This is a genomic window from Neotamlana laminarinivorans (assembly GCF_020523925.1).
GTDB lineage: Bacteria > Bacteroidota > Bacteroidia > Flavobacteriales > Flavobacteriaceae > Neotamlana > Neotamlana laminarinivorans.
The window spans coordinates 240,932-256,532 of record NZ_JAJAPW010000001.1; the positions used below are offsets into that span (position 1 = coordinate 240,932).

20 protein-coding genes and 1 tRNA gene are annotated in these 15,601 nt (G+C 30.6%); 5 read left to right on the forward strand and 16 right to left on the reverse strand.

All coding sequences use genetic code 11. The features are described from left to right. Positions 1 to 190: 190 nt before the first annotated feature. Both LG649_RS01125 and LG649_RS01130 read right to left on the reverse strand, forming a co-directional pair. Complete coding sequence (locus LG649_RS01125) at positions 191 to 745, reverse strand: 3'-5' exonuclease (protein WP_394371884.1); 555 nt, start codon at positions 743 to 745, stop codon at positions 191 to 193. Positions 746 to 1,221: 476 nt separating this feature from the next. Then, positions 1,222 to 1,295 (reverse strand) — tRNA-Met (locus LG649_RS01130). A gap of 129 nt (positions 1,296 to 1,424) precedes the next feature. On the opposite strand from LG649_RS01130, the gene LG649_RS01135 reads away from it, so the two are divergent. Then, complete coding sequence (locus tag LG649_RS01135) at positions 1,425 to 1,817, forward strand: START-like domain-containing protein (RefSeq protein WP_226540068.1); 393 nt, start codon at positions 1,425 to 1,427, stop codon at positions 1,815 to 1,817. Between the two features lie 59 nt (positions 1,818 to 1,876). Next, positions 1,877 to 2,719, forward strand: a complete 843-nt coding sequence (locus LG649_RS01140; RefSeq protein ID WP_226540069.1) for an aminotransferase class IV — start codon at positions 1,877 to 1,879, stop codon at positions 2,717 to 2,719. Here the strand turns inward: LG649_RS01140 and LG649_RS01145 are convergent. The 5 genes from LG649_RS01145 to LG649_RS01165 all read right to left on the reverse strand — a co-directional run bounded on the left by LG649_RS01145 (position 2,716) and on the right by LG649_RS01165 (position 7,264). Then, on the reverse strand, positions 2,716 to 3,276 hold the full coding sequence (locus LG649_RS01145; RefSeq protein ID WP_226540073.1) for a YqgE/AlgH family protein: 561 nt from the start codon (positions 3,274 to 3,276) through the stop codon (positions 2,716 to 2,718). The genes LG649_RS01140 and LG649_RS01145 overlap by 4 nt on opposite strands. A gap of 118 nt (positions 3,277 to 3,394) precedes the next feature. Further along, positions 3,395 to 3,667, reverse strand: coding sequence for an HU family DNA-binding protein (locus LG649_RS01150; protein WP_044626204.1), 273 nt, complete (start codon positions 3,665 to 3,667; stop codon positions 3,395 to 3,397). 190 nt (positions 3,668 to 3,857) lie between these two features. Next, positions 3,858 to 4,805, reverse strand: coding sequence for a methionyl-tRNA formyltransferase (gene fmt / locus LG649_RS01155; RefSeq protein WP_226540074.1), 948 nt, complete (start codon positions 4,803 to 4,805; stop codon positions 3,858 to 3,860). A 14-nt stretch (positions 4,806 to 4,819) separates the two neighbouring features. Beyond that, a complete protein-coding gene (locus tag LG649_RS01160; RefSeq protein ID WP_226540076.1) occupies positions 4,820 to 6,724 on the reverse strand; it encodes a RecQ family ATP-dependent DNA helicase in 1,905 nt (634 codons plus the stop codon). Continuing rightward, positions 6,725 to 7,264, reverse strand: a complete 540-nt coding sequence (locus tag LG649_RS01165) for an AAA family ATPase (RefSeq protein WP_226540078.1) — start codon at positions 7,262 to 7,264, stop codon at positions 6,725 to 6,727. A gap of 88 nt (positions 7,265 to 7,352) precedes the next feature. Here LG649_RS01165 and LG649_RS01170 point away from each other — a divergent pair, with 88 nt between their 5' ends. The 3 genes from LG649_RS01170 to murA all read left to right on the forward strand — a co-directional run bounded on the left by LG649_RS01170 (position 7,353) and on the right by murA (position 9,666). Further along, a complete protein-coding gene (locus LG649_RS01170; protein ID WP_226540080.1) occupies positions 7,353 to 7,646 on the forward strand; it encodes a DUF493 family protein in 294 nt (97 codons plus the stop codon). A gap of 65 nt (positions 7,647 to 7,711) precedes the next feature. Further along, positions 7,712 to 8,350: a DUF4290 domain-containing protein gene (locus LG649_RS01175; RefSeq protein WP_226540082.1), complete on the forward strand. Its 639-nt coding sequence runs from the start codon at positions 7,712 to 7,714 to the stop codon at positions 8,348 to 8,350. Positions 8,351 to 8,355: 5 nt separating this feature from the next. Continuing rightward, on the forward strand, positions 8,356 to 9,666 hold the full coding sequence (gene murA / locus LG649_RS01180) for a UDP-N-acetylglucosamine 1-carboxyvinyltransferase (protein ID WP_226540084.1): 1,311 nt from the start codon (positions 8,356 to 8,358) through the stop codon (positions 9,664 to 9,666). Between the two features lie 82 nt (positions 9,667 to 9,748). Here murA and LG649_RS01185 read toward each other — a convergent pair whose 3' ends face one another. The 9 genes from LG649_RS01185 to LG649_RS01225 all read right to left on the reverse strand — a co-directional run bounded on the left by LG649_RS01185 (position 9,749) and on the right by LG649_RS01225 (position 15,593). After that, complete coding sequence (locus LG649_RS01185) at positions 9,749 to 10,360, reverse strand: hypothetical protein (RefSeq protein ID WP_226540086.1); 612 nt, start codon at positions 10,358 to 10,360, stop codon at positions 9,749 to 9,751. Positions 10,361 to 10,373: 13 nt separating this feature from the next. Next, a complete protein-coding gene (locus tag LG649_RS01190; RefSeq protein WP_226540087.1) occupies positions 10,374 to 10,862 on the reverse strand; it encodes a hypothetical protein in 489 nt (162 codons plus the stop codon). A gap of 149 nt (positions 10,863 to 11,011) precedes the next feature. Further along, positions 11,012 to 11,881, reverse strand: coding sequence for an outer membrane beta-barrel protein (locus LG649_RS01195; protein WP_226540088.1), 870 nt, complete (start codon positions 11,879 to 11,881; stop codon positions 11,012 to 11,014). Between the two features lie 97 nt (positions 11,882 to 11,978). Beyond that, entirely contained in the window at positions 11,979 to 13,283 is a 1,305-nt protein-coding gene (locus LG649_RS01200; RefSeq protein ID WP_226540089.1) for a cryptochrome/photolyase family protein, read from the reverse strand. Next, complete coding sequence (locus tag LG649_RS01205) at positions 13,284 to 13,745, reverse strand: SRPBCC family protein (protein ID WP_226540090.1); 462 nt, start codon at positions 13,743 to 13,745, stop codon at positions 13,284 to 13,286. Positions 13,746 to 13,748: 3 nt separating this feature from the next. Further along, on the reverse strand, positions 13,749 to 14,204 hold the full coding sequence (locus LG649_RS01210) for a TspO/MBR family protein (protein WP_226540091.1): 456 nt from the start codon (positions 14,202 to 14,204) through the stop codon (positions 13,749 to 13,751). Between the two features lie 8 nt (positions 14,205 to 14,212). After that, entirely contained in the window at positions 14,213 to 14,383 is a 171-nt protein-coding gene (locus LG649_RS01215; protein WP_226540092.1) for a Lacal_2735 family protein, read from the reverse strand. Between the two features lie 2 nt (positions 14,384 to 14,385). After that, positions 14,386 to 14,913 carry a glutathione peroxidase gene (locus tag LG649_RS01220; protein WP_226540100.1) on the reverse strand — a complete coding sequence of 176 codons (528 nt, stop codon included), beginning with the start codon at positions 14,911 to 14,913 and terminating at the stop codon, positions 14,386 to 14,388. Continuing rightward, entirely contained in the window at positions 14,910 to 15,593 is a 684-nt protein-coding gene (locus tag LG649_RS01225) for an SDR family NAD(P)-dependent oxidoreductase (protein WP_226540102.1), read from the reverse strand. Before LG649_RS01225 ends, LG649_RS01220 begins: the two co-directional genes overlap by 4 nt. Positions 15,594 to 15,601: the final 8 nt, after the last annotated feature.

The following is a 15,601-nucleotide window of genomic DNA, read 5'->3' on the forward strand; positions in this document are numbered from 1 at the left end:
ATAGAATTTATTCTACCTTCCGTAATTTTAATAAAAGTTTCTAGCGTTTTTCAGTATACAACTTGTTTGTATAAATAGGTTAAATATTCAATTTTTTATTTTATTTAAAACTCCTTTTAATTAATAGGGACTTATAACAAGCGGCTTTATTTGTTTAGGATAATAATTAGCATTTGGCGAGAGTTATACTTTAAAAATCCAATCTCAATTGGTTTTTAATAATGGTTTTATTTAGGGCAGTATTAAAAGCAATTTCAGCATTTTTAGAGTGTAACAGTTTATTAAATAAAATTACCGTAGCTTCAGCATCACCACGAGCTCGGTGGCGTGCTGCAATTTCAATGTTTAAATCGTTGCAAATACGTCCTAAGCTGTAAGATTTATAACCTGGTAATAATTGGCGAGAAAGTTTTACAGTGCATAGTTTCTTTCTATTAAATGTTATGCCAATAGCTTTATACTCATTGCGTATTACATTGTAGTCAAAATTCGCGCTATGAGCAACAAATACACTGTTTTTAGTTATTTCTAGAATACGTTTAGCTATTTGTTTAAAAGTAGGCGCATTTGTAACCATAGCGTTTGTAATTCCAGTAAGCTGTGTAATATATTCGGGAATATAGGTTTCGGGATTAACCAGCGATGTAAATTCATCAATAATAAATTCACCATCATATTTAAAAATAGATATTTCTGTAATTTTTCCACCTTTTCCTGTGGTTTCAACATCTATAATAGTGTACATTGTTTGCTTATAATTAACTTAAAATAGTAGTTTATTTTACTCAAATATAGTTAATTGTTTAGCTCATATAAATAGAGGCGATAGCTTTTTAAGTTTTATTTTAAAATATTATATGTTATACAACCTCGATGTTATACGTAGTAAACCTTGGTAAAGCATAATAAAATAAGATAGTCTAAAAAATTACTTTTTTCTTAACCTAAACTTGTTTCAGATTCTAATATATTTTGAAAATATTAAGTTTGAGGTTTTGAAATAAACTCAGAATAATAGATTTACACTTTTTAGAACACTTTTTTTAATATTGTAGATAGATCTAGATTTACATAATCTTCTAAAGGGAAGCCCTATAATAGTAAAAGCTTACAATAATAGCGAATTGTTATAAACTTTTTTAATGCGTTTAGCTATAAAGCAAGCTTTCGCGAAACACATAAAAAAAAGCCTAACACTTTCATGTTAAGCTTTTACTGTTGTAGCGAGATCGAGATTTGAACTCGAGACCTCCGGGTTATGAATCCGACGCTCTAACCAACTGAGCTACCTCGCCGTATTGCGGGTGCAAATATAATAACATTTATTAGGTATGCAAATACTTATTTGAGAAAAAATTTATAAATTTTAGGTAAAACTAATTAACAAATTTATATATTAGGCAACATAAACTTTACAATTACACATGGACGACAAAATTAAATTTAACATAGAATTCCCAATTCATGCTTCACCGCAACTCTTATATCAATATATATCAACACCTTCTGGTTTGTCCGAATGGTTTTCAGATAACGTAAATTCTCGTGGAGAATTGTTTACCTTTATTTGGGACGATAGCGAAGAACAAGCAAAATTACTAAACAAAAAAAGTGGTGAGCGTGTTAAATTTAGATGGCTTGAAGATGAAGAAGATGACCAATCGTATTATTTTGAAATTCGTATACAAGTAGATGAAATAACTAAAGATGTTTCTTTAATAGTTACAGATTTTGCAGAAGAAGATGAGGTAGATGAAGCTAAAATGCTTTGGGATAACCAAATTTCTAGCTTAAAACACGTTTTAGGTTCGGTTTAGCAAAAAGAAATTTTAATTAAATTATATTTGTCCCGCTTAATTAATAGCGGGATTTTTTTATGATAAATTTTAACGGAACTATACAAAACGAGAATAACATTTTAACTCCAGAAAATAGAGGTTATGCTTATGGTGATGCACTTTTTGAAACATTAAAAGTAAGTCATGGTAAAATTTTGTTTTGGGAAGACCATTATTTTAGGCTAATGGCTTCTATGAGAATTCTACGCATGGAAATACCTATGAGTTTTACTATGGAGTTTTTAGAATCAGAAATTTTAAAAACTTTAGAAGCTTGTAATTTAAAAAACAGTACTTGTCGTGTAAAATTATTAGTTCATAGAGTAGAAGGTGGCTTATATTTGCCAGAACATAATAATGTAAATTACATAATTACTGCTAAAGTTTTAAAATCAGATTTTTATATGTTAAATGATGATACTTACGAAGTTGAATTGTTTAAAGATTATTATGTAGCACCCGGATTGTTATCTACATTAAAAACTAATAATAAAGTTATTAATGTTGTAGGAAGTATTTTTGCAAACGAAAATGGTTTTAATAATTGTTTACTTTTAAATACCAATAAAAAAGTAGTAGAGGCTTTAAATGGAAACATTTTTTTAGTTAAAGGAAACAAAATTAAAACACCTGAATTATCAAATGGTTGTTTAAAAGGTGTGATGCGGACCCAAATTATTGATATTATTAAGTCGTTGCCAGAATTTAAAATTGAAGAAGCCGAAATTTCACCTTTTGAGCTTCAAAAGGCTGACGAAATTTTTATTACTAATGTTATTGTAGGAATTCAGCCTATAACAAAATACAGAAAAAAGAACTTTAATAATGAAGTTGCAAAATCAATACTTCAAAAACTAAACGTAAAAGTAAGATTAGGTTAATTATAGCTTGGGTGTTCTGGTGCGTTAGACCAAATGCTGTATTCGCCACCAAGTTCTATCATTTTTTCTTTCCAGAAAAATTCATAGTCTTTTTCAATAATATTTTTTTTATGGATGTTTTCTGTAACTACCCAAGAACTAGCCTTTAACTCGTTTTCAAGTTGGTGTTCTCCCCAGCCAGAATACCCCAGAAAAAACCTAATGTCGGTCTCTTTGATAGTTTTGGTTTTTATAAGTTCTGCCACTTTAGAAAAATCGCCGCCCCAATAAATCCCTAAAGAAATTTCAATACTATCAGGAATTAGTTGAGGAATTTTATGAATAAAATATAAGTTATCCTGTTCTACAGGGCCACCATTGTAAATTTTAAAATTGGCTTTTAATTCTGGAATTAAATCGTTAATAGTATAATCTAAAGGTTTATTTAATATAAATCCTATAGAACCTTCCTGTGTGTGGTCTGCGAGAAGTACTATGGATCGATTAAAAGAAACATCTCCAATAATAGCAGGTTCTGCTATTAATAAATTACCTTTCTTTGGGTTAGCTTTATCCATATTTTAAGGTGTTTATATCTTAAATCTAATATAAATTTCTCACAAATGCAACTGTTTGCTGTATAATAAAAAAAAAGCCTTCATAATTGAAGGCTTTTAAACTTATTTTATAAATAAATTAGTTTACAGCGTCAGATAAATCAGATCCAGCTTTAAACTTTACTACGTTTTTAGCTTTAATTTTGATTGTCTCTCCAGTTTGTGGATTTCTTCCTTCTCTAGCAGCTCTTTTAGAAACTGACCAAGAACCAAAACCTACTAAAGAAACACGGTTTCCTTTTTGTAATGCTCCCTCAATTTCAATTAATGCGCATTCTAAAGCTTTTTTTGCAGCAGCTTTAGTAATTCCAGCGTGTTCTGCCATTGCGTCGATTAAATCTGTTTTGTTCATAATTTTAATATTTAATTATTAATAAAGTGGTTAAACATTTTCGTTAAATCCTATACAAATTTATACGGATTATGTAATCAGGCAAGTAATAGCAAGGGAAATCCCCGTATTTGTTAATAACTTGCTTGTTTTGTTAATAAAGCTATTGTATTTTGTCGATATTCCTTTCAATGATAGTGTATATAAGGGCTTACAGCATTTTAGCATCGCTTTTAAAGCTATAGCCATTGAGTAACGATTTTATGTCCATTAATCGTTTTCCAGGAAGCTTCATTTGGTTTATTATTATGTAGCCGTTTTGTACAGCAACTTTTAATTCTTTTTTTGTTGAAATTATCGAACCTGTTTTAAAATCGTGACTAGTTGTTTCTTTTTCTGCCTTATAAATTTTTACATCTAGTTTTTCTTCACCGTTATTTAGCACGCACCATGCTGCTGGATATGGACTTAAACCACGTATTTTGTTGTAAATATTATCTAGTGGCTTTGTCCAATCTATTTTACAATTATCACGATTTAATTTATAAGCTGTTTTAATATTTACGTTTTCTTTTTGTTTTTGGGTTTTTACATTTCCTTTTTCTATTTCCGAAACTGTTTTAAGTACTAGTTGGCTACCAATTTTCATTAATTTATCATGTAAACTACCAGCGTTATCATTGGTTTCAATGTTTATTTCTTCTTGAAAAATCATATCGCCAGTGTCTATTTTTTCGTCTATAAAAAATGTAGATACCCCTGTTTTTGTTTCACCATTAATTATGGCCCAATTAATAGGTGCAGCACCCCGATAATTTGGTAATAAAGAGGCGTGTAAATTAAATGTGCCGTATTCGGGCATTTGCCAAACAGCTGTTGGTAGCATTCTAAAAGCAACTACAATTTGTAAGTTGGCATTTAAACTTTTTAATTCTGTTAAAAATGTTTCGCTTTTTAAATTTGTTGGCTGTAAAATATTTAAGTTTTGCGATTTTGCATATTGTTTTACTGCGCTTTCATTTAGTTTACGGCCACGACCGGCAGGTTTATCGGGAGCTGTAATTACACCAACAATATTATAATTTTGCTCTACTAATGTTTTTAAAGTATCTACAGCAAAATCGGGTGTGCCCATAAATATAATTTTTAAATCTCTCATGAATTGATTTTTTTTTATAAATGACTAAGCTTATAAGTATTGCTTTCTGTGATTTTTATAATGTTTTGTTCTAATAATAATTGTAAGTTTTGTTTAAGTTCGGTTGGTGTACATTTTAAATGTTCTTGTAGTACCCTTGACGATAAATCTTGATTTTGAAGCAGTTCTACAATTTTTATTTTAAGGTTAAACGTGGCATTATTAGTTTTAGTACCATTTAAATTTAAACAGACAGAACACACACCACAGGGTTTTGTGTTTTTCTCACCAAAATAGGAGAGCAGTTGCTCGCTTTTACATATTTCATTATTTTCGGTATAGTTTAGCATAGCAGTAACTTGCTTCTGTTTTTGCTTGTTTTGTTTTTTTATGGTTTTTGCTATTCTGTTTATAGTTTTATCATCTTCTCGAGGTTCAATAAACGTAATTTGTGCATCTGTTTTATTTAATGATAATGTAATAATTTCGTCGCGTTTTAAATTTTGTAAAATTTCTATAATATGTTCTGCAGAAGCAGACGATTTTTTTACAACTTTATTTAAATCTATAGCAGTTTCATTATCAAAAATGCCACCATACATTCGTAAAATAGATTTTACAATAATGTCAATTTTAGGGTTTTGTTCTAAATAGTTAAAAAGCGTGTTGTTGGTTGTTATAAATTGTAATTTAACTTTGTTTTTAAACTGTTTTGATAATGAAATAATACTGTTCCTATCTAATAATAGTAGTGCGTTATAGCATAATGTAGCATTAAAATTGTAGGTTTTGTTAAAGGTGTAAAAATCAAAATCAAAAGTTTCAAATTCTCCTTCACCATAAGAAATTTGAAAATAACTACATAACTTTCTGTAAACTTGTTTAACCATGTTTACAGAAGGTAAAACTTTTAAAAATTGGTTTTTAATTAAAAGCTCATCGCTATTGTTTTTTAAAATAATAGCAAAAGCTTTTTCTCCATTTCTGCCAGCACGTCCAGCTTCTTGAAAATAACTTTCAATACTTTCGGGTAAACTGATGTGAATTACTGTTTTAACATCTGGTTTATCTATGCCCATTCCAAAAGCATTTGTAGCTACCATAACTTGGTTTTTATTATTTAACCAATTATTCATATTTGTAGCTTTATCATGATTATTGAGCCCGCCATGATAGGTTGTTGAACTTATGTTTTTAGAGTTTAAAAAAGAAGAAATTTCGTTAGTTAGCTTTCGGTTTCTTACATAAATAATTGAAGGCGCTTTATATTTTTTTAAAATAGCTTCAACTTTGTAAAGTTTATCTTCTTCATGAAAAACCATGTAAGCTAAATTGCTTCTAAAAAATGATTGTTTAAATAGCTTAGGATTAATAAAATCAAGTTCTTTTATAATATCTTTAACCACCTCAGGAGTTGCAGAAGCTGTAAGTGCAATTACGTTGGCTGTAGGTTGTATTTGCCTTAAAATTGCAATGTTTTTATAGGCTGGTCTAAAATCGTTTCCCCATTGCGATATGCAGTGAGCTTCATCAACAGCAATTAAATTAACATGCATTTGTTTTATACGACTCTGTACTACTTCTTGTTGTAAGCGTTCTGGCGACAGGTATAAAAACTTATAATTACCATAAACACAATTATCTAGTTTGGTATCAAGCTCATTATAACTTATACCACTAGTTAATGCCATGGCTTTTATGCCCTTATTGTTTAAGGATTTAACTTGGTCTTGCATAAGTGCAATTAATGGAGAAATTACAATGCAAATACCTTTTTTAGCAAGAGCCGGTACTTGAAAACAAATAGATTTGCCACCGCCTGTAGGCATTAATGCAAAAGTGTCTTCACCTTCAATTACAGCATTTATAATAGCTTCTTGATGTCCTCTAAACGAAGTAAATTTCCAATAGCGTTCTAGTATGTTTATGGGGTGTTCCATTTACATGCCTAAAGCTTTTAATATGAAATTAGTGCGATTTTCAACAGTATCAAAAGGTACATCAATTAAATTATAATTATATTTTGTGTAAGTATTAACTAGGTTTTCATGAATTTGCAAAGCCTGTTCAAAACTTTCATAGCGTTCACTATCGCTAGTGTAAATTTCTTTCCATGGTTTTAAAATAAAAACGGTATCGTAAACAGCAGTTTTGCAAGTATTAATAAAGGTTTCTGGATAGCTGTCACCTATGTAATCCATATATGCTAAAACATCATGAACACCTCTATCAAAAAAAATTGTATTGTTAGGATAATTATTGGCTTGGGTAAATTGTTTTTGTCGTCCTTTTAAAAGCATTTCGCTAAACAGTAGGGGGTTTGTTAAAAATAACTGGTCTATACCATCCTTTTTAGCATCTATAGTTACTTGCCTAGAAATTTCTTCAAGACAAATATATTTCCTTTTAATAAGTTCGTTTACAATACTAGATTTTCCAGTACCAGGTCCACCTGTAATTACAATTTTTTTGGTTTTCAATTCAAAATATTTTTGGTAAAAATCGTAATAAAAGAGCTATAAAAAAAATGGAAACAAAACTCTATATTTGCAACTTATAAAAATAACTATGGACGCATCATCTAATTCTGAAGCATTTTACGAAAAATTAAAATCTCAATTACACGAAACAACAAGCTGGCCTGCAGAGTATTTGTACAAGTTTATCGTTAAAACAGACTCAAAAAAAATAGCTTTGGTAGAACGTATTTTCGATAATATGGGAGCTGTAATTAACACTGTAGAGTCTAAAAACGGTAAGTATACTAGTATATCTATAAATTTATTGATGCGAAATCCTGATGCTGTTATAGAAAAATACAAAGAAGTAGCAGAAAAAGTAGAAGGCGTAATAAGTCTTTAGTTTTTTTTCGTATTTTGCGAATGCATAAATACTACATGCAAAAATTTTAAAACTTCACATTTATTTTGATTGATAACTTAGAATACAATACCGAACGCGAGCATTTAATTATTCCAGAATATGGACGACATATGCAAAAAATGATTAACCATGCTAAAGCGATTGAAGATAGAGAAGAACGTAACAAAATAGCCAAATCTATTATAGCCGTAATGGGTAATATACAACCACATTTACGTGATGTTGCCGATTTTCAGCACAAATTATGGGACCAACTATTTATAATGTCTAATTTTGAATTAGATGTAGATTCACCTTACGAAAAACCAACAAAAGAACTTTTCGAGGAGCGCCCAGAACCTTTAAAGTACCCACAAAATCACCCTAAATATCGTTTTTACGGAAATAATATTAAAACGATGATAGACGTAGCAAATACATGGGAAGAGGGCGATTTAAAAGAAGCATTAGTTTATACTATTGCTAATCATATGAAAAAATGCTTCTTGAATTGGAACAAAGACACCGTTGAAGATGATGTAATTTATGATCATTTATACGAGTTATCTGGTGGAAAAATAAACCTGAAAAATTCTGATGAAGATTTAACAGATTCCTCTAGCCTAATGCGAAATAAGGGTAAATTCTCGAACAACAAAAAAACACACCACAAAAAAAATAACAGACAAAGAAAACGTTACTAAACTTTATGGGAACATTTAAAATTGAAGGCGGCCACCAATTAAAAGGAAGCATTCAACCACAAGGTGCAAAAAATGAAGCTTTACAAATATTATGCGCTGTTTTACTTACACCAGAAAAAGTAACCATTAATAATATACCCGATATTGTTGATGTAAATAAGCTTATTAAACTTCTAGAAAAACTTGGTGTTAAAATAGAAAAGCTAAGTAGAAGCACTTACACATTTCAAGCTAACGAAGTAAATTTAGAATATTTAGAGTCTGACCAATTTAAAATTGATGGTCGTGGTTTACGCGGTTCAATCATGATTGTTGGCCCTTTACTGGCGCGTTTTGGTAAAGGTTATATACCTAAACCAGGTGGAGACAAAATAGGTCGTCGCCGTTTAGATACTCATTTTGAAGGCTTAATAAAATTAGGTGCTAAATTTGGATACAGCAAGGAAGAACAGTTTTACGGTGTAGAAGCCGATAAACTAAAAGGTGCTTATATGTTACTTGAAGAAGCTTCGGTAACAGGTACAGCAAACATTGTTATGGCAGCGGTTTTAGCCGAAGGACAAACAACTATTTATAATGCGGCCTGCGAACCATATTTACAGCAACTTTGTAAAATGCTAAATCGTATGGGAGCTAAAATTAGTGGAGTTGGCTCTAATATGCTAATTATTGATGGTGTTGAAACACTTGGAGGTACAGAGCATACAATGCTGCCAGATATGATTGAAATTGGTAGCTGGATAGGTTTAGCTGCAATGACAAAAAGCGAACTTACCATTACTAATGTAAGCTGGAACGATTTAGGAATAATTCCTTCTGTATTTAGAAAATTAGGAATAACTGTAGAAAAGCAAGGAGACGATATTTTTATACCAGCACACACTGATGGTTACGAAATTCAGAATTTTATTGATGGTTCTATATTAACCATTGCAGATGCGCCTTGGCCTGGGTTTACACCAGATTTATTAAGTATTATTTTAGTTGTTGCAACACAAGCACGAGGAAGTGTACTTATACATCAAAAAATGTTTGAAAGCCGATTGTTTTTTGTTGATAAATTAATAGATATGGGGGCTAAAATTATACTTTGCGACCCACATAGAGCTACAGTTATTGGTCATGATTTTAAATCGACTTTAAAGGCAACAAAAATGACTTCGCCCGATATTCGTGCTGGTGTATCACTTTTAATAGCTGCTTTATCAGCAAAAGGAACATCAACAATTATGAATATTGAACAAATTGATAGAGGTTACGAGAATATAGACGAACGTTTACGAGCTATTGGTGCTAAAATTGAACGTTTAGATTAAACTAAGACATATTTTATCAAAAAAATCCTGAAAACTTAATGCTTTCAGGATTTTTTTATTGATAATTTGTAAGTGGAGCCTATTAGTTATCGTTGTTTATAGATTCTATATCACTATATTCAATATCAAACTCTACATCTATAATTTTCCCGTTTGTAATACTAACTTCCCTGTAATCTTCATCGCTGTAAGTAGTAAAATTGAAGGTCCCAGAAAATGTGTTATTAGTTGTACTGTAAGATGTAATTTTAAAAATACCTGTTCCACTTTCGGGGTTAGAAATACCTGCGTAATTAATATCTTCAGATAAGATATCTCCATACCAATAAACACCAAAAAAACCACCTAAGTTATTTTCATCAATAGGATTTATTCTATAATGTTCAGAATAAGTGGTTCCCTCAGCAAAATTATTAAAGTCGCTACCATAAGCAAATAAAGCTAAAGTGTGAATATCTTTAAGTACATCAGTAAGTTCGTCTATATTTGTAAAGGTCATTGAAAGTCCATATGAGTTATCTTGATAAATAGTAAATTGGGCACTACCCAAAACACTTATAAAATTTGAGCCATCTATATTTGCTTCAGCTACAACAGGTTCATTTAGTTTTGTTGTATCTTCTATTATATCTTGAATACAACTATTTAATAAGGTTATAATTAACGGAACAAATCTTAAATATAATTTTTTCATGTTTCTGATAATTTTAATATTTAATTATACTTGTTACAGAGAATTCTCCGTCTGTTATGCTTACTGAACCATCACCTATGCCTTCATAATCGGCGATTACATCAAAGTTTCCAACAGCAGAATTGCTATCGTAATAGGATAGTGTAATAGTACCAGATCCGTATTCGTAGCCAGCAGTGTAATATTCATCTGTAGCTGTTGAAACAGTAATACTTGTTGTATTTACTTCGTTGGTTATGCTTTCTAGATTGTAAGTAGTGCCTTCTACAGGATTATAAATGGTGATATTTACAAACTCGTCGGTTCCCAAAATCATACCTGTAATAGCTAAAGTGTTTACAGCATAAGCACCTGCTGTATAAGTTGCATTAAACGAATTGTTGCTAATATCACATGTTAAATAATCCCCATCTGGGTTAAGGTTGTCTGGGTTATTGCTACTACAATTAAAAAGAGAGGTAGAAATTAATAAGATGATGATTTGATTAGTTAAAGCTTTCATATTGATTTTGTTTTAAGCTCTTAGGAGTTTTCAAAATTAATATGGGTTTTTAGTATAATCAATACGGATTTTCACGGATTTTTATCAGAAATAAAATAAAAAAGCCACTAATTTAGTGGCTTTTTTATTTTTGTTATTTAGCTATAAAATTAAGCTTTATCTTTTCTAGACTTAAAAACATAGGTTATACCAAAGTTAATACCAAATGATGAGTAAGGTACTTTTTGAGATAGTTCTTTTGATGAGTCTGTGTTTGTATTAGATAATTCATCTACATACGTTGTTCGTTTATTAACCCCATCTGGTAAATTATCTATAGTATAATAACCTTCCGCTGCTAGTGTACCATCTTCTAAATAGATGTTAGTGTTAAACTCTTGAATTTCAGAATAATTGCGTTTTAAACTTATTCCGTAATATTCTGCTTCTGCAAATAGACTGAAATTAGAATTTTTAATATCGTATTTATAACCAAGTGCACCTACAAAACCAAGAGGAAAGTGGCCATGGAAGTTTTCTTTATAATTGGTAACCGAGTATGAATCTTCAGGTAAACCTAGTGCAGCAGCTTCATCATCTGAAAAAACAGATTTTTGATAAACAACAGCTTCAGTTTTTCCTCCAATTTTAACTAAAGCTCCAAAACGCCCGTATATATTGTTGGTGAATTTATAGACTACAGCTAATGATGCGCCAAATGCACGTGCTCGTGCTATGGCATCAACCTCTGTGTCTGGTAATGATACACTACTTACAGTTTGGTCTGCACCATGTAAATAACCTAATGAAAGATCGGCACCAAATGTATCATTAAAAAAGTAAGTTCCTCTAATTTGTATGTTGGAGCCTTCACCATAGCTACCGTAGCTGTTAGAAGTTTCGGAAATTGTTATTTCTTCACCAAGTTTCATTCCAGCACTGCTTATAGCTGTACCACCACTTACCGAAATTTGGAATTGAGCATGTGATAATAGTGCACATGCCACAGATAAGGTTAATGTTAAAAATTTAGTTTTCATGTTATAATGTTTATTGGTTTTATTCAATTAATAAGCTGACAAATATATATCGATGTTTACTTATTTTAGAATAAAGAATGTTAAAAACTAAATATTTTTAATTTAAAGCTGATTTATAGGTTTGTAAACAGCGTTCACGAGCGGCTTTGTGTTCTACTATTGGTTTAGGATAAGTTAATTCTTGATATTCTGGAACCCATTTTTTTATATACTCATGATTTTTATCGAATTTTTGAATTTGAGTAGTTGGATTAAAAATTCTAAAATAGGGTGCTGCATCTACCCCAGAACCAGAAACCCATTGCCAATTTCCTATATTACTGGCTAGTTCATAATCATGTAATTTCTCTGCAAAATAGGCTTCACCCCAGCGCCAATCTATTAACAAGTGTTTACATAAAAAGCTACCTACAAGCATGCGCACACGGTTATGCATATAGCCTGTTTCGTTAAGTTCGCGCATGCCTGCATCTACTAGCGGATAACCTGTTTTACCTTCACACCAAGCTTTAAATTCGGTTTCGTTATTTCGCCATTTAATGTTATCGTATTTTGGTTTAAAAGCTTTGGTTACAGTTTCTGGGAAATGCCATAATATCTGCATGAAAAATTCTCGCCATATAAGCTCTTGCCAGAATATCTCGTTTTTTTCTGCAATAGCCTTTTTTACCATTTTGCGCACACTTACTGTACCAAAACGTAAGTGCGGACCTAAATGTGAAGTGCCATTTTTTGCAGGAAAGTTTCTAGTATCTTCGTAATTAGCTATTAAAGTTGGTGTAACATCATAATCTGAAATATTTTGGCCGGAGGTTATAAAGCCAATATCTTGTAATGTTACATTAGGTAATCGTGTGTGTTCTATTAAATTGTGTAAAACTGAGTTTGTGTAAAAAATTTTTAAGCTATTACTATCAAAGGTTTTTTTCCAAAGTTTCATATATGGTGTATACACTACATACGGATTACCATCTGCCTTTACAATCTCATTTTTTTCAAAAATAACCTGATCTTTAAATGTTTTAAACGAGATGTTATTATCGTTTAAAAGCTTTTTAATTTCTTCATCTCTTTGTAATGCATAAGGTTCATAATCGTGGTTTGTGTAAACAGTATTTACATTATATTCATTTATAATTTCTTTGTAAACCTCAATGGGTGTACCTGAGTATATCGCTAAACTGCTGTTGTGCTCCTTTTGCAGTGTTTTTCGCATGCTTTGAAGGGTGTTAAATATAAAATTTACCCTAGCGTCATTTTTTGGTAATTTTTCTAGAATTTCCTTGTCGAAAATAAAAATGGGAAGTACTGGGTAATCTGCATTTAAAGCTTCATAAAACCCAATGTTGTCATCTAAACGTAAATCGCGACGAAACCAAAATATGTTTATTTCTTTATTCATTTAATAAAATCCAAAAAGTTTTTCTAATTTTTCTTTGCGATAATTAAAAATTTCTTCAAGTTTTGGCTTCACTAATATAGGATGTACTAACTGGCCTAAAAGCCCAAAAGGAATTTTATAGTCAATTATATCTTCCATTTCTACACCGCCTTCTATTTCTTTAATAAAATGTTTGTGATGCCACAATTGGTAAGGGCCAAAGCGCTGTTCATCTACAAAATAGTGTTTATCAATTACATGAGTTATTTCTGTAACCCATTTTGTTTTTATACCGAACACTGGTGTAACTATGTATTGAATTATTTGTCCTGCAAACATTGGTTTATCTGCACCGGACAAAATATTAAACCCCATGTAGTCTGGAGTTATTACTTTTAAATTTTTAGGATCTGATAAAAAATCCCAGGCTGTATTTACAGAAATTGGTAAGTTTTGCTTTTTATGTAGGGTGTATATTTTCATGTTTTAATTATTTATAACAATGTAGGCATTTAATGATGTGGCAATAATTAACCATACAAAATAGGGGAGTATTAGTAAGCTTTTTTGCTTTAAAACTGGATAATATTTTATAAGAAAAAATCCGATTAAAAAAGTTAAAAGAATAATACATATTAAACCAATGAGCATTAAATGTTTATTGAAAAAAATAAAATTCCAACCTACATTTAATAGAAATTGAAAGGTAAATAATCCTAATATAGTTGTTGTTGGTATTTGTTTGTAGAGGTAAGACATGTATATAGAAAAACAAATCATTATTAATGTCCACGCAACACCAAATACCCAACCTGGAGGCGTCCAAGGTGCTTTATTAAGGTTTAGGTACCAATCTGTTTGTGGCCCGTTATTCATTAACCAGCTACCAATACCTAGTGCGGTAAAATTTATAATTAAGAAAATTAATATTAATTTTTTCAATTTTTTAATTATTTAGTTTGTAGTACTTCTATTTGTTTTGCTATCGCGTCTGCTTCAGCAAATTTACCATCACTTTTAGATCGGTTAATAGTAGAAAGTTTATGGCTTTCTTGCATTAATTTTTTATACTTTTCCTGTAACCTTTCTATTTCCGTCTTCTTTTTAAATAGTTTAAACATAATTAGTTTAAGTGTTTTGTTATTTTGTTACTTAAAGGCCTGGTAATGGAAGAAAAATAGTCGATAAGTTCGCCTTTTGGACTAACTAAATATTTTTGAAAATTCCATTTAACCGAACTGTTAATTTTGTTGTTATTTGATTTTTTTGTTAACCAATTATACAAAGGATGCTGTTTAGTTCCTTTTACATCTATTTTTTCAGTAATTATAAATGATACGCCATAATTTACTTGGCAAAAGGTTTTTATGTCTTGCGATTTACCTGGCTCTTGACTACCAAATTGATTACATGGGCAACCTATTATAATTAATTTGTTTTTATATGTATTGTATAACTGTTCAAGCTCTTTATACTGCGGTGTAAAGCCACATTTAGATGCTACGTTTACAAATAGTATAAATTTACCTTTAAATTGTGATAAATCTATATCTTCGTTTGATATGGATTTAATGCTAATGTTATAAAGCGAATTTATATTATAATTTGGACTAATGTTTTTTGAACAGAACAGGGTTTTTAAACAAATCATAACTTGAAACTTACAATTCCACAATCCATTTGAAATATTTGTCCTGAAATAGATGCTGCTTTAGTAGATAACAGAAATTCTCCCATTTCAGCAACTTCGGTTGGATCTAAATATTTTTTTAATGGGTGTCTTTCCGTAATGTTTTCAATCATTTTCTCATTACGTAAAAGCTTGCTTGCGAGTTCTGTATTGGTAACTGTTGGTGCAATGGCGTTAACTCTTACTGTAGGAGCTAATTCTGCGCCTAAAGACTTAACTAAGCCTTCAATACCAGATTTTGCGGTTACTATACTGGCATGAAAAGGCATTCCTAATTTGTTGGCAACAGTACTAAATAATAAAATTGACGGATTTGTTCCTGTTTTTAAAAGCGGTAAATATGCTTGTATTGATTTAACAGCACCTAAAACATTAATTTCAAAATCGTTTTTAAAATCGTTTAAGCTTAAACGAGAAATAGGTTTTAAGTTTATACTACCAGGACAATAAATTAAGCCATCTAAATTATTTATTTCTGGTAATTCGTCTTGTATAACATCACAGGAGATGTGAGTTAAATTTTCATGCGAAGTGTTTGGTGCAGTTCTACTTACGTTAATAACTTTTGAGTGATTTAAAAGTTTATTTAGTAAAGCAAAACCAATGCCCTTACTACCTCCAATAATAACAAATGTTTTCATAAGGTTTC

Coding starts and splice junctions, on each gene's coding strand:
- LG649_RS01190 (WP_226540087.1), bottom strand. CDS start 10,862: ATGAAAGCTTTAACTAATCAAATCATCATCTTATTAATTTCTACCTCT.
- LG649_RS01150 (WP_044626204.1), bottom strand. CDS start 3,667: ATGAACAAAACAGATTTAATCGACGCAATGGCAGAACACGCTGGAATT.
- LG649_RS01220 (WP_226540100.1), bottom strand. CDS start 14,913: ATGATTTGTTTAAAAACCCTGTTCTGTTCAAAAAACATTAGTCCAAAT.
- LG649_RS01140 (WP_226540069.1), top strand. CDS start 1,877: ATGATAAATTTTAACGGAACTATACAAAACGAGAATAACATTTTAACT.
- LG649_RS01145 (WP_226540073.1), bottom strand. CDS start 3,276: ATGGATAAAGCTAACCCAAAGAAAGGTAATTTATTAATAGCAGAACCT.
- LG649_RS01135 (WP_226540068.1), top strand. CDS start 1,425: ATGGACGACAAAATTAAATTTAACATAGAATTCCCAATTCATGCTTCA.
- LG649_RS01225 (WP_226540102.1), bottom strand. CDS start 15,593: ATGAAAACATTTGTTATTATTGGAGGTAGTAAGGGCATTGGTTTTGCT.
- LG649_RS01125 (WP_394371884.1), bottom strand. CDS start 745: ATGTACACTATTATAGATGTTGAAACCACAGGAAAAGGTGGAAAAATT.
- LG649_RS01205 (WP_226540090.1), bottom strand. CDS start 13,745: ATGAAAATATACACCCTACATAAAAAGCAAAACTTACCAATTTCTGTA.
- LG649_RS01170 (WP_226540080.1), top strand. CDS start 7,353: ATGGACGCATCATCTAATTCTGAAGCATTTTACGAAAAATTAAAATCT.
- LG649_RS01160 (WP_226540076.1), bottom strand. CDS start 6,724: ATGGAACACCCCATAAACATACTAGAACGCTATTGGAAATTTACTTCG.
- LG649_RS01185 (WP_226540086.1), bottom strand. CDS start 10,360: ATGAAAAAATTATATTTAAGATTTGTTCCGTTAATTATAACCTTATTA.
- LG649_RS01215 (WP_226540092.1), bottom strand. CDS start 14,383: ATGTTTAAACTATTTAAAAAGAAGACGGAAATAGAAAGGTTACAGGAA.
- fmt (WP_226540074.1), bottom strand. CDS start 4,805: ATGAGAGATTTAAAAATTATATTTATGGGCACACCCGATTTTGCTGTA.
- murA (WP_226540084.1), top strand. CDS start 8,356: ATGGGAACATTTAAAATTGAAGGCGGCCACCAATTAAAAGGAAGCATT.
- LG649_RS01195 (WP_226540088.1), bottom strand. CDS start 11,881: ATGAAAACTAAATTTTTAACATTAACCTTATCTGTGGCATGTGCACTA.
- LG649_RS01200 (WP_226540089.1), bottom strand. CDS start 13,283: ATGAATAAAGAAATAAACATATTTTGGTTTCGTCGCGATTTACGTTTA.